Annotated in this window: 7 protein-coding genes; all 7 read right to left on the bottom strand. The window is 42.0% G+C overall.

Annotated elements, in window-relative coordinates; translation table 11 throughout:
- Nucleotides 1-282: 282 nt before the first annotated feature.
- The gene (locus tag ACYQ2O_RS09590; protein ID WP_459770705.1) at nt 283-765 is read right to left on the bottom strand and encodes a hypothetical protein; all 483 of its coding nucleotides are present in this window, start codon (nt 763-765) and stop codon (nt 283-285) included.
- Between the two features lie 498 nt (nt 766-1,263).
- Nucleotides 1,264-2,355 carry a glycerol dehydrogenase gene (locus tag ACYQ2O_RS09585; protein WP_459770704.1) on the bottom strand — a complete coding sequence of 364 codons (1,092 nt, stop codon included), beginning with the start codon at nt 2,353-2,355 and terminating at the stop codon, nt 1,264-1,266.
- Between the two features lie 200 nt (nt 2,356-2,555).
- Complete coding sequence (locus ACYQ2O_RS09580; RefSeq protein ID WP_459770702.1) at nt 2,556-3,296, bottom strand: sugar isomerase domain-containing protein; 741 nt, start codon at nt 3,294-3,296, stop codon at nt 2,556-2,558.
- The gene (locus tag ACYQ2O_RS09575) at nt 3,297-4,568 is read right to left on the bottom strand and encodes a PTS ascorbate transporter subunit IIC (RefSeq protein WP_459796492.1); all 1,272 of its coding nucleotides are present in this window, start codon (nt 4,566-4,568) and stop codon (nt 3,297-3,299) included. It abuts the gene before it with no gap.
- A 92-nt stretch (nt 4,569-4,660) separates the two neighbouring features.
- Nucleotides 4,661-4,942 carry a PTS sugar transporter subunit IIB gene (locus ACYQ2O_RS09570; RefSeq protein ID WP_459770707.1) on the bottom strand — a complete coding sequence of 94 codons (282 nt, stop codon included), beginning with the start codon at nt 4,940-4,942 and terminating at the stop codon, nt 4,661-4,663.
- Nucleotides 4,943-4,947: 5 nt separating this feature from the next.
- Nucleotides 4,948-5,382 (bottom strand): PTS sugar transporter subunit IIA, encoded by a 435-nt coding sequence (locus tag ACYQ2O_RS09565; RefSeq protein ID WP_459796491.1) that lies wholly within the window; start codon nt 5,380-5,382, stop codon nt 4,948-4,950.
- Between the two features lie 18 nt (nt 5,383-5,400).
- Nucleotides 5,401-6,585, bottom strand: a complete 1,185-nt coding sequence (locus ACYQ2O_RS09560; protein WP_459796489.1) for a BglG family transcription antiterminator — start codon at nt 6,583-6,585, stop codon at nt 5,401-5,403.
- Nucleotides 6,586-6,651 lie beyond the last annotated feature (66 nt).

The following is a 6,651-nucleotide window of genomic DNA, read 5'->3' as shown; positions in this document are numbered from 1 at the left end:
TGTTGTTATGGTGACTACATTTTACCAAAGAGAGGTGTCTTTTTGTGTGTTTTTTGATAATTATTTATAAGAAGTTTCAATAACCGCAAGGGTTAAACCTGGATATTCAACTGCAAAACTTGAGTTATTTAATGTCAAAGTTTCTTTGTACTTTCTTTCCTGCATTCTGTTCATCCTCTCTTTTACTTCCTTATTGTAACTATTTAGCACAGTAAAAACAATTTTAATGCAAAAAAAACAGTCAGATGGGGGTTATCCATCTGACTGAGGTAAGGGAACACATTAAGAATGAGCAGCGCTGAGCTGAGGATAGACCTCTTCTACTGTTCTTTCCGGATCAATGACAATATACAATTTATCATTCTGGTCCATAGATGACTGATATGCATTATCGTGTCCATCAGTGTCCATTGCTTTATATGGGAAATAGATGCGGTCTTTTTCGACTGCCATTCTCTTTTCCCCATTTAAACGGTCACGATATAAAATATCCATCATTTCGATATCCTGAAACTGCCTGACTCGGGCGAACATGCCTGCTTCCAATCCACCTTTGTTGATATCATCTGAATTGACACTGTCAGCTTCGTGAGCAATCTCAATCTTAAGTGATTCACAAGGATGGATCTGCTGAAATTCGTCACCAATTCGTCCAAAACTCGTGGTAACCTGCTTGATCCATAAGTCCCCGATATGTTCACGGCGAACTGTCCAGGTTTCACCGTTACGGAAAACAAAGCGTAAAGCATTCATTACTTTTTTCATAACATTCTCTCCTACCTTTCTTCATGTGAACAGTTTAACAAATTAACTTTGCAAAGGGAAGCTTTTTCCTAAATATATTTGTGTCTTTTTTATGAATATTGTGCTTTATTGAACAAATTGCATTTGACTAGTCCGACCTGATTGTTTTTCTCGATTTAATCTGTCTTTTCAATGCTAGAAAACCTTATGTGCTGTTGAATGGGTCATATACAGTTTTTTGGTCCATTGGATAAAATTTCTGGTGTTCGTATGTGCCATAAAAGATTTTATGCACCATTCGCCGCTCGTAGTTTTAACCGAATAGACCATATACCATGTTATGGTCCATTCCCGTTAGTAATTGGTAGAAAGTAGATACGCCATGTCCCTTTAATATTTTTTAGAGTTCTTTATAAGGAAAAACCAGCTGAGTGATCAGCTGGTTTCCGGTGAACATGCAAAGAGCATGCCGAATATATAAACTCGGCACGCTCTTAGTTACTACGTTCATTTGTTGCTTTACGATACGCTTAATTCATTAACTGCAAGAATCGCATGAGCAATTTCTGTCGGAGTGATTTCCGGATCCAAGTTCTCCATCGTTTCTCCATCAGCTGTAGCCAGCTCTCCAATTTCAAGCAGTTCATCAAATGATTTGCCATCCAGATGCATCTCTTCAAGAGTAGTCGGCATGTCTATTGCTTTAAAGAAATCGATATATTTCTTGATCTCTTCCCCTGACTTTCTTTCAAGCACAAGCTGGACCAGGACACCGTATGCGACTTTCTGACCATGAGTCAGGTAGTGGATATCCCCATCTACTGCAGTAAACCCATTATGAATCGCGTGTGCACCGGCCAGTCCACCGTTTTCAAAACCAAGGCCGGAGAGTAGTGTATTCGCTTCTACAATCGCATCAACTTGCGGGGTAACGAGCTGTTCTTTAACAGCGTTGTAAGCCGCTAATCCATGAGTAAATAGTACCTCTTCAGCCATTTCAGCTATTGCCTTAGCTGCAAATGTCGTCTTTCCGCCTGCCATTGTATCGCTGTTCCGCTTCATGGCCGCTTTAACTTCGACCAATGTCGCCATAGCGTCCGACATTCCTGATGCAAATAAATGCAGGGGAGCCTTGACTACAATTCCTGTGTCGATTAGAACCAGATCAGGATTTTTATCGTAGAACTTGTACCCTTCAAAAACACCATCATCCGAATAAATAACGGATAATGCACTTGTGGGGGCATCAGTTGAAGCTGTAGTTGGTACAATGATGACCGGTACTTCTAGTCCATCGGAAACGGCTTTAGCGGTATCATGAGTTTTACCGCCTCCGACACCGATGACTGCATCCACATTCTGTTCTTTTCCAGCTTCAATCAGACGCTCGATTTCTTTGGTCGATGATTCCCCGTTAAACTGTTCGAAATGATACTTACTATCGGATTCACTGAAACTTTCTTCTACCATATCCTTAGTAATATCCCACACGACCTCATCAGAAATCAGCAGAGACTGTTTTCCGATACTTTCAACCTCTTTACCGAGTTCCTTGATGACACCATTTCCCTGAATGTAACGACTTGGCGACTTGAATATATACTTCTGCATACACTTGCTCCTTCCTTATTTGCTTTCAATTTCATTCTAACACATTCCAGGTTCCGAAAACAAAAAATAACCCTTGAACAAATGCAAAATAATTAAAAACTTCAATTAATGTGTAGGCGTTGAATGTATTCTAATAGTGCACTATTGTAAAAGAATACAGGAAGGCATAGTCTATCGACACCCTGCCTTCCTGTTTGATTTTAAAACTTGTAGTGGATCGATTCTTTATACTCGCTGATGAGCTTCTGATTGAGTTCATCTCCACCGTCCAGATTTGCACTGTAAAAAATTGGTGGTTTTTCCATACCGTTTGCTTTCAGTTTTTTCACAGTTTCAACAATCAGCGTATTGGCTACCAGTGCACCGATTACCGTAGAAGATGGACCTACCCGCATATCAAGACCTTCTATCTCGCACATCCCGTCACCTCTATGCCCGTGATTATCTATAACGATATCACTATATTCAAAGAGATTCTTGCCGGACGGGTGGCGGGAATCGACTGATTTTGAATAAGTGAGATTGGTCAGCCCAATGGTCGTCACGCCTTTATTCTGAGCTTCCATTGCCAGTTCGATCGTCACAGGGTTTCGTCCTGAGACCGAATGAACTATCAGGACGTCCCCTTCTTTGAATGGTGTCTTCTCAGCGAGAGCAGTCCCGTAACCCACCAGTCGTTCCATTTTGCTTGTATGGGTAATAGGCTGGACATCCAGGAGGACACTTTCTCCAAAAATAGGATTGATCGTCATCAGTCCTCCGGCTCTATAATAGAGTTCCTGAGTCAGTATGCCGGCATGACTGGCACCAAACGCAAAGATCGACTGCTTATTTTCAACTGCCTTGACCAGACAGTCCACTGCTTTGAGTATAGACGCTTGTTCTTTTTTTTCAACTGTGTCGATCAGCTGTTTAATCCCTTCAAAATAATCAAAAGTCATTTAAAACACTCCTGACAGAAGTTGTGCAAGCCAGCTGGCTAGTGGGCCGAATAAGGAGAAGTCGTTACCTCCGAAAATCAGCATCCAGTTTCGAATCGTCGTTTCATAGATGATTACCGAAATACCCATCAGTCCTACCATAACGACTGCACCGACAACTGTACCTATGATGGCTCCTCTTAAGCCCCCCTGACCTTCTCCCACGACTGCTGCTCCACCCATTTCAAAGAAGGAAGTAACAACCAGAGGAATAAGAATAACCCCGAACAAGTTCGTCGTATTGGCAATCAGAATCATAATTGTTGAAGTGATCATGGCCACGATGAAGCCGATGATGACTGCATTGGGTTTATAGTTGAACAGAATAGGCACATCGAAAGCAGGGACAGCTCCTGGAATAACTTTGTCGGAAATTCCCTGGAAAGCTGGAACGATCTGGTTGATCAGCATACGAACCCCCTGCAGCATAATGATCAGGCCGGCACCAAACGTGATCCCCTGAGTAACTGCTGTAAAGAAGGCATTATCTCCTTCAGCAACAATTTCAGGTGCAGCAAATGACATGATGACATACATGATGAAAATAACGATAGCACCCATGACTGAAATCTCACGGAAGAACGACAGACTCTTTGGTACGTTGAGTGATTCTGTTGAACGTTCCTTGTTTCCGACTCGCTTGGCAACGAAACCGGAAATGATACTCAAGATGCCGGTAGGGTGGCCGATAAGAAATGATTCATCTCCGGTAACGTCCCAGATATAGCGTCTCATGATCCATGGCATGAATGACCAGTATGAGGCAGACAGGATAGCTCCAAACATGATCAATACAAAGCCAGTCAAACCGCCTTCAACTCCTGCAGCTACAAAAATAAATGGGAACCACCAGAGCATGTGACCAGTAAGAAATATAGTCTTGACCGGAGTGAAGCGGGCAATCAGCAGATGAATGATCAGCCCAAGAAACATCGCCAGACCGATTTCCCCTCCGAAATCAGCGATGAATGTGACATCACTGAGTCCCTCGCCTACTTCTACCCCTTCAGCAATCGTCTGCTGGAAAGCATCATTGATTGGAATGATTGTTCCTACGATGAGACCGACCCCTGTATCCAGAATCAGCATACCGAAAGCAGCTGACAGGGATCCCTTAACAATATCTGCTATATTTTTCCGCTGAATGATAAGACCTATAGCAGCAATAAGACCCAGGAGAACAGGTGGGTTCCTGAGTATATAGTTAGTAATAAAATCTAAAATACCTTGCATGATAAGTCAGTCCTTTTTTAGTTAGATTAGGATCGTTTAATGATATAATCCGTCATAAGGTGATCCTTTCCCCCTTACCTACCTAATCATGTTTACTCTTTAGTGGACAGGAAATCATCAAGCGCTTTTCCTACCTCTTCTTTATCCATATACCTCTGGATCGGATATACCGGTGATTTGGTAGATCCTTTCAATTCGTCTCCTAACTCCTGACTAGTAAATACGGCATCCGCTCCAGTCCCTTTTGCCGAACTTAGATCAGTATTCTCCACTTCACAGTCTATTCCTCTTTCTTTCGCCGCTTTTTCAATTGACATTTTCAATACCATTGACGAGCCTACACCGAATCCGCATACTGCTAAAAATTTGTACATATTCACTAATTCCCTTCTTCTATTAATTGTCTGATTTTTTCTAAGTCTCCTTGTAGAACGATTTCAAATTTCTCGTCATCCATCAGAAGCTCGGACACTTCTGACAGAGCGCCCAAATGCGCTGATGCATCAACAGCGGCTAAGACCAGAAACACTTTAACTTCATTTCCTTTCAGATCTACCGGTTCCTCAAGAGTCAGCAGTGACATGCCGACTTTATTCACACCTTTACCAGCCTGAGCATGAGGAAGAGCAAAATAATCCTTTAGCACAATATAGGGTCCGTTCTTTTCAACACTATCGATCATCGCTTCTACATAACTATCATCAATCACCCCTTTATTCAGTAACGGCCGGGCAGCTACAGTGATCGCCTCTTCCCAGTTATCGACAGATGTCTTATGCTGCATCGTTTCTTCCGATAAATATTGTTTTAACATGCACCCCTACTCCTTTAATTAATGATAATGAGCTAAATAGCGGGAAATGTCCTGATCAGACTTACTGTGAAACAGCTTTTCAATGTCTGTTCTTGATTCCATCACAGCATATAACTGCTCGATAATCAGACTGATATGCTGAATATCTTCCTTAGTTACACTGACCAGTACAATTACGTCAACCCGATCACCGCCCCAATTTATTTTTCTGTCATTGATAAGCACTGAAAGCTGAGTTTCCTTGACAAATGAAGGATCTCCGTGTGGTATCGCAATGCCTGTCTCAAAAGCAGTAGAGGACATCTCTTCCCGGTCAAACACCGATTTGACATATGCATCAGTGACTTTCCCGGCTTCCACCAATGGATCAGTTAATGTCCTAATCGCGTCTTCCATAGAAAGCACATGACCCCTTGTAATACTTAAACGCCTGCTGAGAGAATCGACGAGTGGGTGTTCCTGGCTCAGTCCCTCATGTCTACTAGACAATACATAGGAACTTGAGAAAAGCTCAGTCATTTTATTCATGACATCCCTAAGCTCTGCATCAGTCGGAATGGATGAAAGAGGAATAACTGGCGGCTCGTCGATCGACAGCGGAACAGTTGAAATAATCAGATCTACTTTTTTCAGATCCATCTGCCCGATCTGATCTTCTGCAATGACTTCATAAATATGGACGCTCGGGAGAAACTGCTTGATTCGTCTTTCAAGGATTTCGGTCGTCAGCAGTCCAGTCTGACTGATAATCAATATCTTTCTGATATCTCGTTTCCGTTCCAGGGCAGACTGGAAATGAATCATCAAGAAGGCAATTTCATCTTCCGGAATACGTCTGCCGAGTTCTCTTTCCAGATCCAGAACAGCATACCAGGTCAGGTGAAACATCATGGAATACTGTTTCTTGATTTCTCGAATGTAAGGATTCTGTAAGGCGATCCCGTTTTTCAGCCTGAAGAACATGGGGATAATATGATGCAGGAGTCCATTTAAAAGCTGCTCGTCTTCACTCAAGTCTTCATTGATCATCCCGCTTACTTTTGAAACGAGTTCGCTCACAAGCGTCTGGTAGTAGGAATGTGTATCAATTGAATGAATATTTTTAAGTCCATTCGCTATAAGACAGTCATTAATATAAAGACGACTATGTGTAAAATAGTTGTCGGAAAGTAAAATAGTAGGGCAAGAAATTAAAGTAGACAAAAAGAAAGAAGACCCTTAATCTAGAGATAACCACAAATCCAGAAAAGAGGTCTTCTTATGAATCAA

This window comes from Alkalibacterium sp. m-11, assembly GCF_054658155.1.
The sequence above is the reverse complement of the archived record's forward strand: the minus strand, read 5'-3'. Positions and strand labels throughout refer to the sequence as shown.